This is a genomic window from Streptomyces sp. NPDC019396, assembly GCF_040632375.1.
Classification (GTDB): domain Bacteria; phylum Actinomycetota; class Actinomycetes; order Streptomycetales; family Streptomycetaceae; genus Streptomyces.
In genome coordinates, this window is record NZ_JBEYBS010000019.1 from 59996 (window position 1) to 76320 (window position 16325).

The 16325-nt window shown below is 68.6% G+C and carries 17 protein-coding genes and 2 pseudogenes; 11 read left to right on the plus strand and 8 right to left on the minus strand.

The window, feature by feature from the left end; translation table 11 throughout:
• Positions 1 to 33: 33 nt before the first annotated feature.
• Positions 34 to 264, minus strand: a pseudogene (gene mihF / locus ABZ532_RS21935) (integration host factor, actinobacterial type); the annotation flags it as partial.
• A 207-nt stretch (positions 265 to 471) separates the two neighbouring features.
• Here mihF and ABZ532_RS21940 point away from each other — a divergent pair.
• Entirely contained in the window at positions 472 to 1476 is a 1005-nt protein-coding gene (locus ABZ532_RS21940) for a hypothetical protein (RefSeq protein ID WP_361286121.1), read from the plus strand.
• 303 nt (positions 1477 to 1779) lie between these two features.
• Here the strand turns inward: ABZ532_RS21940 and ABZ532_RS21945 are convergent, their stop codons facing one another.
• The 3 genes from ABZ532_RS21945 to ABZ532_RS21955 are packed head-to-tail and all read right to left on the minus strand — an operon-like array spanning position 1780 to position 3436.
• Positions 1780 to 2166, minus strand: coding sequence for a hypothetical protein (locus ABZ532_RS21945; protein WP_361286124.1), 387 nt, complete (start codon positions 2164 to 2166; stop codon positions 1780 to 1782).
• Positions 2163 to 2852 carry a hypothetical protein gene (locus tag ABZ532_RS21950; protein ID WP_361286127.1) on the minus strand — a complete coding sequence of 230 codons (690 nt, stop codon included), beginning with the start codon at positions 2850 to 2852 and terminating at the stop codon, positions 2163 to 2165. The genes ABZ532_RS21945 and ABZ532_RS21950 overlap by 4 nt, the downstream gene beginning before the upstream one ends.
• The gene (locus ABZ532_RS21955; RefSeq protein WP_361286130.1) at positions 2843 to 3436 is read right to left on the minus strand and encodes a sigma-70 family RNA polymerase sigma factor; all 594 of its coding nucleotides are present in this window, start codon (positions 3434 to 3436) and stop codon (positions 2843 to 2845) included. Before ABZ532_RS21955 ends, ABZ532_RS21950 begins: the two co-directional genes overlap by 10 nt.
• A 214-nt stretch (positions 3437 to 3650) precedes the next feature.
• Here ABZ532_RS21955 and ABZ532_RS21960 point away from each other — a divergent pair, with 214 nt between their 5' ends.
• The 5 genes from ABZ532_RS21960 to ABZ532_RS21980 all read left to right on the plus strand — a co-directional run bounded on the left by ABZ532_RS21960 (position 3651) and on the right by ABZ532_RS21980 (position 6229).
• Positions 3651 to 4127, plus strand: a complete 477-nt coding sequence (locus tag ABZ532_RS21960; protein ID WP_361286358.1) for an Asp23/Gls24 family envelope stress response protein — start codon at positions 3651 to 3653, stop codon at positions 4125 to 4127.
• 74 nt (positions 4128 to 4201) lie between these two features.
• Complete coding sequence (locus tag ABZ532_RS21965) at positions 4202 to 4483, plus strand: hypothetical protein (RefSeq protein ID WP_361286133.1); 282 nt, start codon at positions 4202 to 4204, stop codon at positions 4481 to 4483.
• On the plus strand, positions 4480 to 4881 hold the full coding sequence (locus ABZ532_RS21970) for an Asp23/Gls24 family envelope stress response protein (protein ID WP_361286136.1): 402 nt from the start codon (positions 4480 to 4482) through the stop codon (positions 4879 to 4881). Before ABZ532_RS21965 ends, ABZ532_RS21970 begins: the two co-directional genes overlap by 4 nt.
• Positions 4882 to 5084: 203 nt before the next feature.
• Positions 5085 to 5576: a DUF6286 domain-containing protein gene (locus ABZ532_RS21975; RefSeq protein ID WP_361286139.1), complete on the plus strand. Its 492-nt coding sequence runs from the start codon at positions 5085 to 5087 to the stop codon at positions 5574 to 5576.
• Positions 5577 to 5623: 47 nt separating this feature from the next.
• Positions 5624 to 6229: an alkaline shock response membrane anchor protein AmaP gene (locus tag ABZ532_RS21980; protein ID WP_361286142.1), complete on the plus strand. Its 606-nt coding sequence runs from the start codon at positions 5624 to 5626 to the stop codon at positions 6227 to 6229.
• An 8-nt stretch (positions 6230 to 6237) separates the two neighbouring features.
• Here ABZ532_RS21980 and ABZ532_RS21985 read toward each other — a convergent pair whose 3' ends face one another.
• From ABZ532_RS21985 to ABZ532_RS22000, 4 genes and pseudogenes are all read right to left on the minus strand, one after another.
• Complete coding sequence (locus ABZ532_RS21985) at positions 6238 to 6396, minus strand: hypothetical protein (protein ID WP_361286145.1); 159 nt, start codon at positions 6394 to 6396, stop codon at positions 6238 to 6240.
• A gap of 83 nt (positions 6397 to 6479) precedes the next feature.
• A pseudogene (locus ABZ532_RS21990) lies at positions 6480 to 9001 on the minus strand (GH92 family glycosyl hydrolase).
• A gap of 264 nt (positions 9002 to 9265) precedes the next feature.
• On the minus strand, positions 9266 to 10333 hold the full coding sequence (locus ABZ532_RS21995) for a pentapeptide repeat-containing protein (protein WP_361286361.1): 1068 nt from the start codon (positions 10331 to 10333) through the stop codon (positions 9266 to 9268).
• Positions 10334 to 10785: 452 nt separating this feature from the next.
• Positions 10786 to 11127 carry a hypothetical protein gene (locus tag ABZ532_RS22000; protein ID WP_361286148.1) on the minus strand — a complete coding sequence of 114 codons (342 nt, stop codon included), beginning with the start codon at positions 11125 to 11127 and terminating at the stop codon, positions 10786 to 10788.
• Positions 11128 to 11399: 272 nt separating this feature from the next.
• On the opposite strand from ABZ532_RS22000, the gene ABZ532_RS22005 reads away from it, so the two are divergent.
• From ABZ532_RS22005 to ABZ532_RS22025, 5 genes are all read left to right on the plus strand, one after another.
• On the plus strand, positions 11400 to 12209 hold the full coding sequence (locus tag ABZ532_RS22005; RefSeq protein ID WP_361286150.1) for a crotonase/enoyl-CoA hydratase family protein: 810 nt from the start codon (positions 11400 to 11402) through the stop codon (positions 12207 to 12209).
• Between the two features lie 372 nt (positions 12210 to 12581).
• On the plus strand, positions 12582 to 13580 hold the full coding sequence (locus ABZ532_RS22010; RefSeq protein ID WP_361286153.1) for a sigma-70 family RNA polymerase sigma factor: 999 nt from the start codon (positions 12582 to 12584) through the stop codon (positions 13578 to 13580).
• Between the two features lie 163 nt (positions 13581 to 13743).
• A complete protein-coding gene (locus ABZ532_RS22015) occupies positions 13744 to 14703 on the plus strand; it encodes an ABC transporter ATP-binding protein (RefSeq protein ID WP_361286156.1) in 960 nt (319 codons plus the stop codon).
• Entirely contained in the window at positions 14700 to 15470 is a 771-nt protein-coding gene (locus tag ABZ532_RS22020) for an ABC transporter permease (RefSeq protein WP_361286159.1), read from the plus strand. Before ABZ532_RS22015 ends, ABZ532_RS22020 begins: the two co-directional genes overlap by 4 nt.
• 12 nt (positions 15471 to 15482) lie before the next feature.
• Entirely contained in the window at positions 15483 to 16301 is an 819-nt protein-coding gene (locus tag ABZ532_RS22025) for an ABC transporter permease (protein WP_361286365.1), read from the plus strand.
• Positions 16302 to 16325: the final 24 nt, after the last annotated feature.

Sequence of the window (16325 nt, forward strand, 5' to 3'; positions counted from 1 at the left end):
CTGCCAAGGACCACGGCGTCACCGGGCCCGCCTTCAGGCGTGACCGATTTCGAGTAGACGCGCCTTCTGCCGACTGCCCAGACCACCGATACGGCGGCGCTCCGAGATACCCAGGTCCGTCAAGAGCCTTCCAGCTCGCACCCTGCCTATACCCGGCAGTGCCTGCAGCAGGCTGCGTACCGGGGTCCGGACAACCACCGGGTCCTCACGCTCGATCACCTCTTCCAACGTGAGCGAACCGTCCTTGAGCCGAGCGAGGAGGCTGCTGCGCTCCTGAGTGACGAACGGGACCGGGGTGCAATGGCGCGGGCAGGGTTGTTCAGGCGCCTGCCTCGCTTCGGAGGCGCGTGCTTCGCCCTGGACCCGTCGACCACGTTCCTCTGATAATCAGACACGGCCGGACCGCCACCCAAACCGATACCACGCTCGAACGCCGCCTTGAGCTGCCTCGAATTCAGCGAGGAGAAACACGTGCAACAATTGTTTTTCGACCTTCCCTTTCCCTCCCGGATCAGCCAAGCCGCAAAGTCGGCAACCGCTCATCACTACGAGTGGGTCCAAGAACATGCACTTCTCAGCAGAAGAGGCCTCCGGGAATACAGCAGGTGGGACGTACCGGAAGTCGCTGCCCGCTTCTGGCCACATGCGAGCGGAGCAGACCTGGAGTTGGGCATGGACATAGCAGGCTGGTTCCTACTGGTGGATGACCAGTTCGATGGGCCGCTCGGCGTGCAACCACACAGAGTCGCACGAATTATTCAAGAGCTCATCGACGTCGTGTACTCACCTCCCGCGGTGACGGCCAAAGAGAGCCTCACCTCCGCGGCAAGCGGATTGGCCTCACTGTGGTCTCGTCAGATTCGCGGGATGTCTGCGGTGTGGCAGCACCGGTCGGCCCGGAACTGGGAGGACTTCCTCAACGCTTACACCAGCGAGTCCGTCTACCGGCATGACGGAATCGTCCCCGATATCGACGCATACCTCAGCCTGCGCCATAAGGCTGGGCTGGAGAATGTGTTGATCGACTACGCAGAACGTATTGGCCGCTACGAGTTATCCGCAGCCGTTCTCGCCTTACCTGCAATCAAGAAGATGCACAATGCAACAGTCCAGGTCGTCAACGTTGTCCAGGACGCTTTCTCGGTCGCCAAGGAAGAAGCAAGAGGAGACTGTCACAACCTGATTCTCGTGCTCCAGCATCACCGGAACTACTCCCGAGAGGAAGCCATCGAGAAAAGCAAGTCGATAGTTCGCGACCATACCGACGAATTCCTGCGCCTAAAATCACAGTTACCGGCACTTTTCGATACTGCCGCCCTCCCATCCTCGGACCGGGAAACGGCCTATGTGTTCGTGGATGATCTCCAGTCGCAGATGAAAGCCTGCCACGACTGGTGCCGCAACTCAGGCCGCTACTCCCGAGTGATAACGGCGCGGCCGGACGAACCCACCTACCTTGAGGAAATGCAGCTGTGAGACGCCGGTGACGTGAGCAACGAACGCTCGTGACGCCGGCCCTTGGCGCGGCCACCGACATGCTCGGCGGCTACTCCATACCCGGCCCGCCCTTCGGCCCCCGGGGCGCACTCCAGCCGGAGGCCCGACCCGGTCACGGCTCTGGGCGAGACCCGCACACTCGGTTCCCGGCGCCCCGGGTCAGCAGCTGGTGCGCGAGGCCGCAGACGTCCGCGGAGGCCGTTCTCCCGGCACGAACCCGCGTCCCGTGGACGCACGGCGGCGGCGTTACCGCCTCGAGGCACTGGACCTGGGAGGCGGTGGTCACGGCTCACTGCGCGACGGGGCGGGATTGGTGGTGTGGGTGATGGTCACCAGAACGGTGACGGCTTCCGGCGAGCCGCTGCGGACCAGGTGGGCGGTGACTGCGGAGCGTACCTGTCGGCGTACGTCCCGGGCGGTGTCCAGTGCGCGACGGTCTTCGTCGAGGATGCAGCGCACTTCCAGGTGCCAGCCACCCGCATGAGGTGCGTGTTCGGCTCGGATGCCGGCCTCGGGGGGCCAGACCGCGATCCCCATGCACTGTTGGGCGCGGGCGGCGGCATGGGCCAGCCGGTGGCTGAAGCCGGGCGCGAGTCCTGCCACGCCACGTACCGCCAGGGCCGCGCGAGCGGCTGTTCGGTGGAGGTCCCCCGCCGCGAAGAGGGTCATGAGAGCTTGCCTTCCCGGGAATCGGCCTCGTCGAAGGCTGCGGGCCGGGTCGGGTCCAGGACATCAACGATCCTGACGTCGATACTGCTGATGACCATTCCGAGCGCTTGGTGCGCGGCGCGAAGGACGGCCCGGCGCACTTGCTCAGCGCGGTCGGGAAGTGGGCGGTCCGGGGCAGCGGCCAGGGTGAGGGCGATGTGTACGGCCTGGCCGTCCGCGGTGGGTGTCATGCGCAGGCTGGCGACTCTCGCGCCGGCGTCCGTATCGGCGGCCCGGCGCAGGACCTTCGCGGCCGCGGTCTCTGCTATCTGCAGGTCTCGCGCGGGGTCGTCCAGGGGAAGCATCCGGCCGAGCCGGACCTCGGCGCGGACCACGCGCATCACCCTGTCCGCAAGGGTCTGGGGGTCGGGCCGTTCCTGGGCGCGAAGGGCACCGATGGCCACGTCCAGTGCAGCGAGGCCCTCGATGGCCTGTCGGCAGTGCAGACAGCCGGCCGTGTGCGGGTCTGCGGCGGGGGCGGCGTCTCTTGCCCGTTCCCAGACGTGGCTGAGGGGACGCCCGCAGGGCAGCAGCTGATCGCCGGTGAGCAGCGCGGCACCGGCGAAGGAGCTCTGGTCGGCGCCGCCGGCTGCGCGTTCTGGCTGCTGGTGCCCGGGGGATTGCGCGTGCTGGTCGTCTAGCGCCACGGGGCCATCTCCTTCGTCAGAGTGCGCCGGGCCCGAAAGAGCCTGCCGCGTACGGTCTGTTCACTGGCGCCCACGATGTGTGCGATCTCGTCGTAGTGCAGCCCGTGCAGTTCCCGCAGTACCCAGCAGGCGTGCTGGTCCGGGCTCAGGTTGTTCAGCGCACGGGCCAGGGCTGCGGTGGCGGCTCCACTCTCGGCGGCCCGTTCGGGTCCGGACGCCACATTGCCGTTGGCGGGCTCTGGGACGGTGTCCAGGGACACTGCCACGATGCGACGACGCATGATCTTCAGGCAGCGGTTGGTGACGATGCGGTACATCCAGGTTCGGAACGCAGCGTCACCGCGGAACTCCGGCAGTCGGCGCCATGCGCTGAGAAAGGCTTCCTGTACGGCGTCCTCGGCGTCCGCGGGGTTGCCCAGGAGGTGATGGGCCAGCGCGAGCAGTGGGGGGCTGTGTCGGCGCACCAGGACGGCGAAGGCCTCGTCGTCGCCTTCACCCGCTCGTACGGCCAGCAGCCAGTCCGGTCCAGCCGACTGACGGTTGGGTGCCCGCAGGGCTGACGAGGAGCCGTCCTGTTCGTGCATCGGCCGCTTCTCTGTTCCTTGGTCGTCTGCGGCCTCCGGAGTGCAGACGGGTCAGCGCAGAGAACGTGAGCTTTCGATTCCCGGAAACGCCGCAGCTTCATTTTAACGGAGTATATTTGCACTATTCATGACGATTCTTACCGAGATGGGTCCAATCCGTTGACGGGCATTGCGTGAGTGTCCACACGGAACCGAGGAGATCCCCATGACGGACATGACCAGCCGCCCCGCAGCCCCCGATGATCAGCAGGGCGAGGACGGACAGGCGCTGCAGCGCGGCAGAGGCTCCGATGTCCCGGCCGGCAGCCGCGGGCGGACCACCATCGCCGACAGCGTGGTGGAGAAGATCGCGGGAATGGCCGCCCGGGAAGTGCCGGGCATTCACAGTCTCGGTACCGGAATGGCCCGAGCCCTGGGAGCTGTCCGCGATCGGGTCCCGACCGGACGCCCCGAGGTCAGCCGCGGGGTGAGCGTCGAGGTCGGCGAACGCCAGGCTGCCGTCGACCTTGACGTCGTCGTGGAGTACGGCGTCTCCATTGCGGATGTGGCCGCCGAGGTCCGTACCGACGTGATCACCGCAGTGGAGCGCATGACCGGCCTGGAAGTCGTCGAGGTGAACATTGCCGTCGACGACGTTCACCTCCCCGACGAACAGGACGAGGAGCAGGAGAGCGAAGGCCGCGTGACATGAACGATCCCGCGTCCCCGGCACAAAGCGCTCGTGCCGTGCGAGGAATCAAGCGTCAGGAACTGGGTGAGTGAAAGATGAGAGCAGCAACACTGGGACTGGTGACAGGCATGACCCTGGGCTTCGCCGGCTACTTCGGCGGATTCGGGGCGTTCCTCGTCGTAGCCGGCCTGGGAGCCCTGGGGCTGGTCGTCGGCTGCTTCGTACAGGGCGACCTCGTCGTCGGCGACTTCGTGCGCCGCCGAGAAGACGGCCAGAGTCCCCGGACTGAGAGCCTGCATCCCCAGAGTGACGCCAGTCGCCAGCACGTCCGGCGCCCAAGCGGGCCGTCAGAGCCACCCCGGAGCCGGGTGCTATGACCGCCCAGCCAACGCCTGCTGCCGAGGCCGGCACCTTCCAGCAGACGGGGACGGAAGCCCAACGGCTGCCACCGCCAGCCGAGCGCGGCGCCACGGAGATTCCCGACAAGGTCGTGGCCCGCATCGCAGCCAGAGCCGCCCGCGAAGCCTTGACCCGGCACGTGGGGCCGCCGCTGACTTTCCCGAGCGCCTCGGCCACGGTCCATGAGGGATCGGCACGGCTGAGCCTGTCCCTGGACCTGCCTTACCCTCTTGATATCGCAGGCGCCGCAGGCCGGATACGGCGGGACATCTCCGCCCGCGTTGCACACTTGACCGGCATGAAAGTCAGCGAAGTCACGCTGACCGTGCGGCGACTTGTCCCCGCTGACGGCTCGGGCCGCAGGAGAGTCCGATGACCAGGCGAAGCGCCCGGACGACGCACGCGAGGAGCGCCGTGAGCCGCCAACAGGATCCCGGCACCGCGGTTCCCGGTCCCCCGCCACCAGAGCACGGCATACGCCCTGAGCCCCGTTCGAACAGCCTCGAGTGGAACGCTCGCGGCCGGAAACCCTCGCGACGACTGTGGTCGGCACGCCGTATTCCTGCTGCGCTCGTCGCGATGGTGGTGCTGTTCTGCACCGGGATGTCACTGTTCAGCATCTCGCGGGTACAGGGCGGAGACGCGGCGGCCGCGTGGCGCGAGCACCTCTTCGACGAACTGGCGACCCGTCCGCTGGACGATATATGGATGCTCGTCGGCGCAGTGGTCGCCGCGACGCTCGGCCTCTGGCTGATCGTGCTGGCTCTCACCCCCGGCATGCGGCGCCGGCTGCCAATGCAGGTTGCTGCCGACGGCGAACGTACGCGTGTCGTGCTGGACCGCGACGGAGCGGCTCAGTTGCTGCGCGACTCCGCCATGCGGGTCCCCGGAGTGAGTCAGGCGAAGGTCCGGGTGCACCGGCATCGTGTCAAGGTTCGGGCGGACGTGCGCTTCCGTGACCCACGCGAGGTCAAGGACGAGCTCCTCACCGCCATCAGGGACGAACAACGCGACAAGCTCGCCTTGGCCCACCTCCCGAAACTGGCCGTCCGCACACGGCGCCCAGCCTGATTCGCCGCGCAGCCCCCTACGGAACGTGACACGGACGGAGCCCGGTTATGGAGACACAAGCGAAGGTCAACCGGATTCTGCTGGCAGCGGCCGGAGTGGTGCTGCTGGGGGGAGGCCTCCTCGTACTCGCCGCCGGCCTGGACATCTACCGCAGTTGGAACCTCGCCCCACCCGACGACTGGCCACTGACCACCCCGCACGAGGTCCTCATCATCCCCACCGATCGCATCGCGTGGTCAGGCCGGGGATGGTGGTGGGCCGCCATCATCGCCGCCCTGGCCCTGCTCTCACTGCTCGCCCTCTGGTGGCTGCTGGCACAGCTGCGCCGACACCGCCCCCGCCACATGGCGGTCGGCGGAAGGCCCCCCGCCGACGGCGTCGAGCTGCGCGACCGGGCGCTCAGCGACGCACTCGCCACCGAGGCCGGCCACCTGCCCGGCGTCCACAAAGCCAAGGCGCGGATGGCAGGCAGTACCGCTCACCCGGAGGCACGCATCACCCTCACCCTCACTCCCAGCAGCGCCCCCGGCCAGGTGGTGGAGAAGCTGTACAACGGCCCCGTGGAACGAGTCCGCCGATCCACCGGCTGGGAACACCTCTCCACCCAGACTCGTCTGCGGGTCGCCCACCGCCGACCGCACCGTGTTGAGTAGGACACTGTTCACTCAGCTGACGAAGGGTTCTCCTCGGACGGAACGGCAAGCAGCCTGAGGCTGATGAGCAGCACATAGGCGTGCGTCTCGAAGGCGGCTACGAGGCAGCCCTCCGCGACGCCCCCCGCCGCGAGCGCGAGGTCACCACTCAATCCCGCATCAGTCACATCGCCAGTGACCGCATCCGCTGGACGGCCGCCCGGACTGCCCCGGACGGCCAACCAAGCAGAAAGCGACTTTACGAACACGCCTAGCGGAAGTCCTCCGGCAGGCCCTTCTCCTCGGTCCCCCACCGGGTGTTCGGGCTCGCACCGAGACGGAAGTCGACGCGCCCGCCGTGAGCGACCAGCGAGCCGCTCACCCAGGCCTTGTCGTGGTCCCGGCCGTCGATGGTGACGCTGTTGACGTATCGGTTCGCTGCTGGCTTCGGGGGCGGTCACGTGGATCGGCAGGCGGCCGTCGCGGTGCAGCACGGCGCGGGGGAACAGTGGCGCGGACAGCAGCAATTCGGCGCGGCCCGGTGTCTGTGGGTACATGCCGAGGGCGGCGAAGACGTACCAGGCGGACAGCGTGCCCAGGTCATCGTTGCCGGGCAGACCGCTCGGGCCCGTCCCGTACACCGTGTTCACGATCTCCCTCACGGTCTCCTGCGTCTTCCACGGCTGGCCGAACGCGTTGTACAGCCAGGGAGCGTGGATTCCCGGCTCGTTGGTCGGGTCGTACCTCAGCGGGTCCCCGCCGGCGAGCGACCAGCTGCCGTCCGGCTTGTGGAAGAAGCCGTCGAGGCGCGCCGCCGCGGTCTGGCGTCCGCCCATCGCCGAGGCCAGCCCCGACACGTCCTGGGGCACCATCCATGTGTAGGTGGCACTGCTGCCTTGTGCGAAGCCGGTGCCGGTGGCCGGGGTGAAGCCGGGCACCCAGCCGCCGTCGAGGTTGCGTGCCTGGATATATCCCTCACCGGGCGTAGCCAAGGGGTTGAACACGTTCTTCCAGTAGGTCCCGCGCTCGGAGAAACCCTCGTGGAGCTCCTGCTGGCCGAGCAGGCCCGCCCATCGCGCGAGCGCCGAGTCCGCGACGGACGCCTCCAGCGTCTCCGCCGCGCCGCCCCAGCAGTGGCAGACGTCCTGAGCGGCGTAGTGCGAGTCGAGGTACTGTGCCAGATTGGGCCGGACGCCGACGCACTGGCCGGGGCAGCCCGCGTCGGAGAGCCCGTCAGGATGGGGCACGGTCGCCTGGCGCGCGAGGGAGGCGAACGCACCCTCGGCGTCGAAGTTCCGCACACCCATGGCGTAGAAGGTCGCCAGGGTCGCGGCAGACGGGTCGCCGGTCATCACATGGGTGGCACCGGTGACATGCACCCAGCGGTCCCACACTCCGTCGTTCTGCTGCGCGTAGTTGTACAGGGACTGGGCGAAGTCCCCCGCGAGGCGGGGTTCGAGGAGTGCGAGGAGCTGGATCTGGGCGCGGTACTGGTCCCAGCCGGAGAAGTTGCTGTACTGGGCGCGCTGTCCCCTGTCCAGTCGGTGTTCCTTCCCGTCCATGCCCATGTAGCGGCCGTTCACGTCGTTCATCACATTGGGCTGCATCAGGGCGTGGTACAGGGCTGTGTAGAACGCCGTGCGCTGCTCCGTGGTGCCGCCGCTGATCCGGATACGGCGGAGCTGATCGTCCCAGGCGCGATAGCCGCGTTTAGCCACCAAGGCAACGTTGTCATAGTGTCTGACTTCGGCGTTCAGATTCTCGGCTGCCGCCGTGCCGCTGACGTACGAGATGCCCAGACGCATCCGCACCGTGCGCTTGGCGGCGTCGTTCCCGCTCGTGTCGAACCCGACCCAGCCGCCGGAGCCGCGTCCCGCCCGGTCTGCTCCGTTCGCGTATCCCTCGCCGCCCGACGCCTCGGTGGCGCCGTGCCGGACCTCGGCGTCGCGCCAGGTGCCGGTGTCGCTGAACGCGCGGTCGAAGCGGGCCACGAAGTACAGCCGGTAGTAGCTCTTGCGGTTGTCGACGCCGCCATTGGCACGGCGCCCGCAGAAGGCTCCGGTCAGCACGGACCCGGTGACCTCGCGCCGCTCGGGGTCGATGCGGATGTCGGCGTCCTCGCTGCCGTTGAGCGAGTTGGACGTTCGAAACAGCAGCTTGGCGGGGCTGCCCTCGGGGAACGTGAACTCCCCCACTCCGGCCCGCTGGGTGACGGCGAGGTCCGTGGTCACTCCGGAGGCGAGGGTCACCTTGTAGTGGCCTGGGCGGGCTTCTTCCTGGGTGTGGGAGAAGTCGCTGGCGTAGATCCGATCCGCGCTGTCGGCTGAAGGGGAGCTGGTGATCTCCCCTGTGTACGGCATGATCGGGATGTCCCCGGCGGCCCCGGGGTTGCAGCCCGCGCCATTGAGGTGGGTGAGGCTGAAGCCGCGGACCCTGGTGACGTCGTACTGGTATCCGTTGGCGGCTCCGGTACTGGTCTGATCGCCCTTGGTGCTGGTGGGGCTCCAGGCGATCATTCCGAACGGCAGGGTGGCGCCCGGCCAGGTGGTGCCGTTGCGTGCGGTCCCGATGAAGGGGTCCACGTACGCGGCGGGATGACGCACTTCAGCGACGCGGCGGGACGCGGCGGGACGCGGCCTTTGCGCTCGTGGCCGAGGCCTGCGAGGTGAGCAGCGAACCGGGTATCAGCGTTCCGACCAGCAACACAGCCGCGAAACGCCGTTGTGAATGGCGCAAGTCGCACTCTCCAGAGCGTGGGGCGAACCGGCGGAGACCGGGCACCGCAGTGGGCATGTCACGTGACTTCCTACTGATCTACACCGAACTCCGTGCCTGTAATCACCCCACGCTGAGGTGAACGGCGGCTGTCTTGACCTCCACCTGACCGCGCCAGTAGCTGCTTCGCTGCCTCCGGCACCCGCTTACGACCTTGGGAGCAATATCAGCTCCCGGACCTGCACGGCGGCCTGCGGCCCCTGCGCGTTACAACGCAGCTGAGGAGGATCGACGCCAGTCAGGCGGATCGAGGTCGTCGCCATCTTGACCTGGGCGTGTTGGTCACGATGTGGACCGCAGTGGCGGGGCGTGCCACGTCATCCCCGGCGGCTGGATCAGGGGCGAGGGCTCCGGGCCGGGATCGTCGGTGTCGACGACTCCGGCGGCCGCGTGGTCGAAGCCGGCGGGCCAGCGGGTGTGCTCGCTGGCCAGGGCGCCGGTCAGGCGTGCTTCGACGAGGTTGGCGGTGGTCAAGTCGGTGCCGCGCAAATCGGCCATGCGGAGGTCGGCACGGTGGAAGAGCGCACCGTGGGCGTCGGCCTTGCGCAGGTTTGCCTCGCGCAGGTCGGTCTCGGTGAAGTCGGCCTCACGCAAGTCGGTTTCGACCAGCTTCGCGCCCCGCAGGTCGGCCAGAATGCAGCGAGCCCGGCGAAGAATCGCCGTCGCGAGGTCGGCGTGACGCAGGTTGACCGAGACCAGGGATGCCTGGGTCAGATTGGCGTAGTAGAGGCCCGCCGCCTCCATGCAGGTGCGGTCGAAGTTGACCCCGGGGAACCACAGCCCGTCGCAGTCGGCTCGGCGCAAGTCGGTAATGCTGAGATTGACCCAGGACTGTTCTCGGTGCTGGCACAGCGCGCCGAGCGCGGTCAGGGCCACCTGGGCGTCGGCAGCGCGAGTCTCCAGAGGTGCGATGTCGTTGATGGGCACGTCCGCCGCTGGTGATTCCGGCCCGGCGGGTGGCCAGGGCAGGTGGGACCGCAGGTACGCGGCCTGAATGGAGATGATGGCCTCCCGGTCGCGGGTGGATTGCTCCGCGATCCGCCACAGCGCGTGCAACCCGCCGATGCGCACATCCAGCTTGTCGCTGCCGAGTTGGTCGACCGCTCGGCTGAACCGGTCCGTGACGTAGCCCTCCTGGGTGGCGCGCAAACCGTCCTGACTCACCCGCAGTTGCCGCCACGTGGCGTACGCGCCGAAGAGCAGGACCAAGCCGCCGACCACCTGCAGAAGCGTCGTACGGACATCGTTCACCGCCTTCAGCCGATCCTGCGCGGCGACCCTCGCCCCAGCGAGATCGTGGTCGACCACCGCACTCGGCAGTACAACGAACGCCGTGCCCAGGAGGATCAGCCCCGCCGCCCCGGCCAGCAGAGCTGCCGCTACACGATGCCTGACAAACCGGTCGCGCCATGCCCGCCGCGCGTGGTCCGGTTCCCCGTCTCCATCGGCATGAGAGCCTAAGCGCTGTCCAGAAAACGATCAAGAGGGCTAATGGCGATTCGCCCGTGACATAAGAACGACCGTACGAGTTAGGCCAGTTGCGGCGCAAGCCTGGGCCCGTGCGGCCTGTAGCCATCCTGCTCTGTTCGCGGTGTCTCGTGCACACTGCGGCGAGTTGCTCGAATAACTCACCCCAAGTGGGAAGCGGCCCGGGAGTCGGCGCTGCGAGAGCGGCGCGGGCGAACGCCCCGAGAAGCGCTGACCGGCAGTGGGACGGCCGGCATCGGCCGGTCCCGGCCACCCGCTGGGCCACCGCTTCGGTGCCTTCGCTGCCCTCCAGCGTCAGCAGGGAGGCTCGGTGCTCATCCAGCGTCCGGGGCATCGATGATCTTGCCGCTCTCGTCGAGCGTGTGCGTGCGCCAGTAGACGTCCCACTCGTCGTCGACCTTCTGCGGCACCTTGCCCTGCGGGTAGCGCGCATAGCCCTTCGGAGGCTGCTCATCGTCCGGGACACACGCGGAACCGGTGCCTCCCACCGTCATGACCGGGTACTCGTCGTCGCTGCAGATGTCGTCCTGGATAGAGCAGCCGGGAAGCGCGACCGCCGCCACCATGGCCGTGCATGCGGCAACCGCAGCAATCCGTCCCCTGCGACACCCGGAGGCACCGGCGAGCCGGCTGATGCTGCTACGGGATACGGACATGTCACTCTCCTGTCATCGGTCTGCGTCTGCGCACCACTGTGGTCGCTGTAGATCGTCACGCCTTGAGTACACCTACTCAGAAACGCAGCAGCGCATACTCAGCAGACCGTGTCTCGTTGGAGGGGACCTGATCTCGCGGGTCCAACCTGCCGGTTCTGCTTCTTCCGCTTCGTGTGCGGTCGCGATCCGGGGTTCTCGGGCGGGCGCCGGACGGAGTCGCCTGACGCGGGACCGCTCTGGTACCCGGCCCGTGCGCAGGTGAGAATGCCGCCATGACGGATACCCCAGCGACTCCGGCAGCCCACGACACCGTCCCCGCCGTCCGCGTCGAGCGGGATGGACCCGTGACCACGGTGGTGCTGTCGCGTCCGGCCGCCCGGAACGCCGTGGACGGACCGACGGCCCGGCAACTGGCCGATGCCTTCCGCGCGTTCGAGGCCGATGAGGACAGTGCGGTCGCGGTGCTCTGGGGCGAGGGCGGGACGTTCTGCGCGGGTGCCGACCTCAAAGCCGTCGGCACCGAACGCGGGAACCGGGTGGAACCCGATGGCGACGGGCCGATGGGGCCGACGCGGCTGCGGCTGACCAAGCCGGTCATCGCGGCCGTGGCGGGTCATGCCGTGGCGGGTGGGCTGGAACTGGCTCTGTGGTGCGATCTGCGCGTAGTGGAGGAGGACGCGGTCCTCGGGGTGTTCTGCCGCCGGTGGGGTGTGCCGCTGATCGACGGCGGCACGGTCCGTCTACCGCGGCTGATCGGCGAGAGCCGTGCGATGGACCTGATCCTGACCGGCCGGCCGGTCACGGCCGCCGAGGCGTACGCGATCGGCCTCGCCAACCGCCTCGTCCCACCAGGGCAAGCGCGAGAAGCGGCCGAGGAACTCGCCCGGCAGATCTCCGCGTTCCCCCAGCTGTGCCTGCGCCACGACCGTCTGTCCGTACAGGAGCAGCACGGACTGACCGAGACCGAGGCGCTGGCGGTCGAGCTCCGGCACGGTCTGGTGCCGCTGTCGGCGGGCGAGACCTTCTCCGGTGCCGCGCGCTTCGCGTCCGGGGCAGGGCGGCACGGTGCGTTCGCCGACTGAGCTGAGACGAGGACGACGCAGGCGCCGCCGGAAGGATCACCCGTCGCCCTGCGGATTTCGCAGCCAGGGCGCCACGGCGGTTGCGGTGCCGACGGGCCGGTCCGCCGGCACCGGGGGTGGTCGCCTTGATGCCGCCTCTGCACGGTTAGGAACGGATACAGAGGATTCATGCGTCTTGTCCGCCCGCACCCGGTCCGGCCTGCGGCGAGGAGTCGCTCCCGCTGCCGTGCGTGGCTCTGACCAGCGACGGACGGCCGGGCAACGGAAAGGAATCGATGCGCTTCCGCCCCTCTACAAGCCCGGATACCCGAAGGTAATCTCCCCCGTGCCGGGCCTCGCACCTGCCCGGCTGGTGAGAGCGAAGGGGCCCTCATGACGACGGACACTGACGCGGCCCGCGAGCGGTGGCAGCGCGCATGGAGCCACCGTGAGCAGTTGCTGAAGGTGGCGCGCCGAAGGTCGATGAGCCTGGAGGACGCCGAGGACGCGGTGCACGAGGCGATGGTCCGCGCCGCCGAGAATCCCCATCTGGACGACGAGCGGCTGGGCGCCTGGCTGACCACGGTGACAACGCGGTTGTGTGTGGACCGCTACAGGCAGGTGCACCGTGAGACCGAGGTGCGCAGCAGCCCCACTCTGCTCGCGCCGGTCCCGGTGCCGGTGGAGGAGGCGGTCTGCGACCGGGCCGAGGCGAAGTGGCTGGCAGTGCGGAGCGGGGAACTGCCTGCCCGCCAGGCCGAGGCGCTGTGGTTGAAGTCGGAGGACCTCGACGTCAGCCAGGTCGCGCTGAGGATGGGCCTGAGCTACCGGACGGTCGAGTCCCTTCTGGCGCGGGCTCGCCGGACACTGCGCAATTCGCTGGCTGCCACGCTGGGCGTGGCGCTGTGGGTGATCGGGCGGGGCCGTCAGGGCGGGAACGCGCAGGCAGTGGCTGTGTCCTCGGTGGCGGCGACCCTGGCGGTGGCAGGACTGGTCCTGCCCTACGCCCATGACGCGGAAGGTCCCTCCTCGCGGCCCCCCTCCCCCTCGGTCTCACAGTCCTCGAAGGGGATGCCCGGCGCGCGCCCCACCACGTCCGCGCCTGCCGGGGGTGGGGATGCCGGGCAGCCGGCCGCCTCCAGCCGGCCGGGCCGGTCCGGAGACGCCGGTGCCCTCGTACCCCCGCTGCCTCGGCTGCCCTCGGTGCCCCTGACCGCGCCCACCGTCCCGGACGTCCCCGAGGTGGCGGAGGTGCCGGAGGTGCCCCTGCCGGAAGTGCCCCTGCCAGACCTGCCCGGCGTACCGGACCCGGGCGAGACCCCGGAGGTGCCCGGACCGAGCACCTCCGGGGTGCACGCGCCTGTTCCGCCGCAGGTGCTCCGCAGCCGCTGACCCGGTGCGCCGGCGGGTTCCTGGACCCGGATCACGCCCTGGCCGTGCGCTCGTCGCGTCCCGATTCCGGGGCACCGAAAAAAACTTCCTCCCCGCAGCGACGGACGGGCCCGCCCTCCCCGTAGAGCAGATGTCGGAGCTCCACGGCTGAAGGGTGAACTGGATGGGTGTCGAGATCTGTGTGGAAGGACTGACCAAGTCCTTCGGCCACCAGGTCATCTGGCAGGACGTTTCGCTGACGCTGCCCGCCGGGGAGATCTCGGTCATGCTCGGCCCCTCGGGCACGGGCAAGTCGGTGTTCCTCAAGACCCTGGTCGGGCTGCTGAAGCCGGACAGCGGCTCCATCCGGATCGCGGACACGGACGTCACCGGACTGCGCGAGCACGACCTGTACGAGATCCGGAAGCTGTTCGGTGTCCTCTTCCAGGACGGCGCGCTGTTCGGGTCGATGAGCCTGTACGACAACATCGCCTTCCCGCTGCGCGAGCACACCCGTAAGCCGGAGAGCGAGGTCCGGCGGATCGTCCTCGAGAAGATGGACATGGTCGGGCTCATCGGGGCGGAGGAGAAGCTGCCCGGCGAGATATCCGGTGGTATGCGCAAACGGGCCGGGCTGGCACGCGCCCTGGTGCTCGACCCGGAGATCATTCTCTTCGACGAGCCGGATTCCGGGCTCGACCCGGTCCGCGTGGCCTATCTGAACCAGCTGATCGTCGATCTCAACGCTCAGATCGACGCGACGTTCCTGATCGTCACCCATGACATCGCGTCGGCACGGCAGGTGCCGGACAACATCGGGCTGCTGTTCCGCCGGGAGCTGGTGATGTTCGGCCCCCGCGAGCAGCTGCTGACCAGCGGCGAACCGGTCGTACGGCAGTTCCTGAACGGCCGTATGCAGGGGCCCATCGGCATGGCGGAGGAGAAGGACGCCGCCCAGGTCGAACAGGAGCTGGCACAGCTGGGTGCGGGAGCGGATCCGGCGCCACCCGGCCTGCCCGAGCTGACTCCGCGGCTGCTGCCGAGTGCGGGGCTCGACCGGCCGCCGCGCTGGGAGACGATCGCCGACCGGGAGTCGCTGCGCCAGGTGCGGGCTGCGGTCCGCGGAAGGACGGCGGACGCATGAGCCTCAATCCGGTCGGAGCGCTGCGGCATTCGGGCAACCTGTTCGCGATGGCCTTGGACGTCCTGCGGACGCTCCCCCGGCGCCCGTTCCAGGTGCGGGAGTTCATCCAGCAGGCCTGGTTCATCGCGAGTGTGACGATCCTGCCCACCGCTCTGGTCTCCATCCCCTTCGGGGCGGTCATCGCCCTCCAGATCGGCAGCCTGACCCGGCAGCTGGGCGCGCAGTCCTTCTCGGGCGCGGCCTCGGTGCTCGCGGTGCTGAGGGAGGCCTCGCCGATCGTCACCGCGCTGCTGATCGCCGGGGCCGGTGGCACCGCTATCTGCGCGGACCTCGGGGCGCGCAAGATCCGTGAGGAGATCGACGCGATGCGGGTGCTGGGCATCGATCCGATCCACCGGCTGGTCGTCCCGCGGGTCCTGGCCTCGATGGTGGTGGCGGTGCTCCTCAACGGTCTCGTGTCGGTCGTGGGAGTGGCCGGCGGCTACTTCTTCAACGTCATCCTGCAGAACGGCACGCCCGGCGCCTATCTGGCCTCGTTCACCACCCTCGCGCAGCTGTCCGATCTCTGGGCGGCCGAGCTGAAGGCCCTGGTGTTCGGGGCCATCGCGGCCGTCGTCGCGTCCTACAAGGGGCTGACCGCCGAGGGCGGTCCGAAGGGCGTGGGCGACGCGGTGAACCAGTCGGTGGTGATCACCTTCATGTTGCTGTTCGTGACGAATTTCGTGATGACCGCCGTGTACTTCCAAGTCGTTCCGCAGAGGGGCTGACCCGTGGCTCTGATGAACCGTTTCGTGGGGCGCCCGCTCCGCTCTCTCGAGGAGCTGGGAGCCCAGCTGACCTTCTACGGGCGCTCGCTGGCCTGGACCGGCCGCACACTGCGCCGCTACAAGAAGGAGGTCGTTCGGCTGCTGGCCGAGGTGAGCTTCGGCCGCGGCGCACTGGCCGTCGTCGGCGGGACCGTGGGCGTGATCGCCTTCCTGTCGTTCTTCACCGGTACGGAGGTCGGCCTCCAGGGCTACGCGGCACTCAACCAGCTGGGCACCTCCAACTTCGTGGCGTTCCTGTCCGCGTACTTCAACACCCGGGAGATCGCGCCGCTGGTGGCCGGGCTGGCGCTGTCCGCGACGGTCGGGGCGGGATTCACCGCCCAGCTCGGCGCGATGCGGATCAGCGAGGAGACGGACGCGCTGGAGGTGATGGGTGTCCCCTCGCTGCCGTTCCTGGTGACCACCCGGATGATCGCCGGTTTCGTCGCCGTGATCCCGCTGTACGTGGTGGGGCTGCTGTCCTCGTACTTCGCCGCCCGGACGATCACCACCGGCTACTACGGGCAGTCCGCGGGCACGTACGACCACTACTTCCAGCAGTATCTGCCACCGGTCGACGTGCTCTGGTCCTTCGGAAAGGTGATCGTCTTCGCGGTCGTGATCATCCTGGTGCACTGCTACTACGGCTACTACGCGAGCGGCGGACCGGCCGGCGTGGGGGTCGCGGTCGGCCGGGCGGTGCGTACCTCCATCGTCGCCATCAACATCCTGGACTTCTTCCTCAGCCTGGCGATCTGGGGCGCCAGCACGACCGTGCGGATTGCGGGGTAGGGCCGGTGCGGATCGTGAGACTGA

Bases quoted from the DNA above. Each gene is read 5' to 3' on its own strand.
- ABZ532_RS22015 (WP_361286156.1), top strand. From the start codon at position 13,744: ATGGGTGTCGAGATCTGTGTGGAAGGACTGACCAAGTCCTTCGGCCAC.
- ABZ532_RS22010 (WP_361286153.1), top strand. From the start codon at position 12,582: ATGACGACGGACACTGACGCGGCCCGCGAGCGGTGGCAGCGCGCATGG.
- ABZ532_RS21945 (WP_361286124.1), bottom strand. From the start codon at position 2,166: ATGACCCTCTTCGCGGCGGGGGACCTCCACCGAACAGCCGCTCGCGCG.
- ABZ532_RS21975 (WP_361286139.1), top strand. From the start codon at position 5,085: ATGGTGGTGCTGTTCTGCACCGGGATGTCACTGTTCAGCATCTCGCGG.
- ABZ532_RS22000 (WP_361286148.1), bottom strand. From the start codon at position 11,127: ATGTCCGTATCCCGTAGCAGCATCAGCCGGCTCGCCGGTGCCTCCGGG.
- ABZ532_RS22005 (WP_361286150.1), top strand. From the start codon at position 11,400: ATGACGGATACCCCAGCGACTCCGGCAGCCCACGACACCGTCCCCGCC.
- ABZ532_RS22020 (WP_361286159.1), top strand. From the start codon at position 14,700: ATGAGCCTCAATCCGGTCGGAGCGCTGCGGCATTCGGGCAACCTGTTC.
- ABZ532_RS21965 (WP_361286133.1), top strand. From the start codon at position 4,202: ATGAGAGCAGCAACACTGGGACTGGTGACAGGCATGACCCTGGGCTTC.
- ABZ532_RS21970 (WP_361286136.1), top strand. From the start codon at position 4,480: ATGACCGCCCAGCCAACGCCTGCTGCCGAGGCCGGCACCTTCCAGCAG.
- ABZ532_RS21980 (WP_361286142.1), top strand. From the start codon at position 5,624: ATGGAGACACAAGCGAAGGTCAACCGGATTCTGCTGGCAGCGGCCGGA.
- ABZ532_RS21955 (WP_361286130.1), bottom strand. From the start codon at position 3,436: ATGCACGAACAGGACGGCTCCTCGTCAGCCCTGCGGGCACCCAACCGT.
- ABZ532_RS22025 (WP_361286365.1), top strand. From the start codon at position 15,483: ATGAACCGTTTCGTGGGGCGCCCGCTCCGCTCTCTCGAGGAGCTGGGA.
- ABZ532_RS21960 (WP_361286358.1), top strand. From the start codon at position 3,651: ATGACCAGCCGCCCCGCAGCCCCCGATGATCAGCAGGGCGAGGACGGA.